1 protein-coding gene is annotated in these 349 nt (G+C 61.6%); it reads right to left on the reverse strand.

Annotated elements, in window-relative coordinates; all coding sequences use genetic code 11:
- Positions 1–349: pyruvate kinase (locus tag AACR77_RS15850; protein WP_042882715.1), on the reverse strand; the 349-nt coding region annotated here is incomplete at both ends.

Raw genomic sequence — 349 nt, forward strand, 5'->3', positions numbered from 1 at the left:
GATGGAGACGCCCGGCAGGTTGATGCCCTTGTTCTCGCCCAGGTCACCGTTGTTGAGCACTTTACAGATCACTTCGCGCTCGGTGATTTCGATGACGTCCAGGCCAATCAGGCCGTCGTCAACCAGGATGCGGTTGCCGACGCGCAGGTCGCTGGCAAAACCGGCATAGGTGACGGCGACTTTGTCTTTGTTGCCCACCACGGTCTGGTCGGTGGTGAAGGTGAAGGTCTGGCCGGCGACCAGGGAGACGTCGTTGCCGCCTTCGAGCTTGATGGTGCGGATTTCCGGACCCTTGGTGTCCAGCAGGATGGCTGCGTGCTTGCCGGTTTCGGCCATGACAGCGCGCAGG

The sequence above is a fragment of the Aeromonas sp. ZOR0002 genome (genome assembly GCF_963866995.1).
GTDB classification, from domain to species: domain Bacteria; phylum Pseudomonadota; class Gammaproteobacteria; order Enterobacterales; family Aeromonadaceae; genus Aeromonas; species Aeromonas caviae.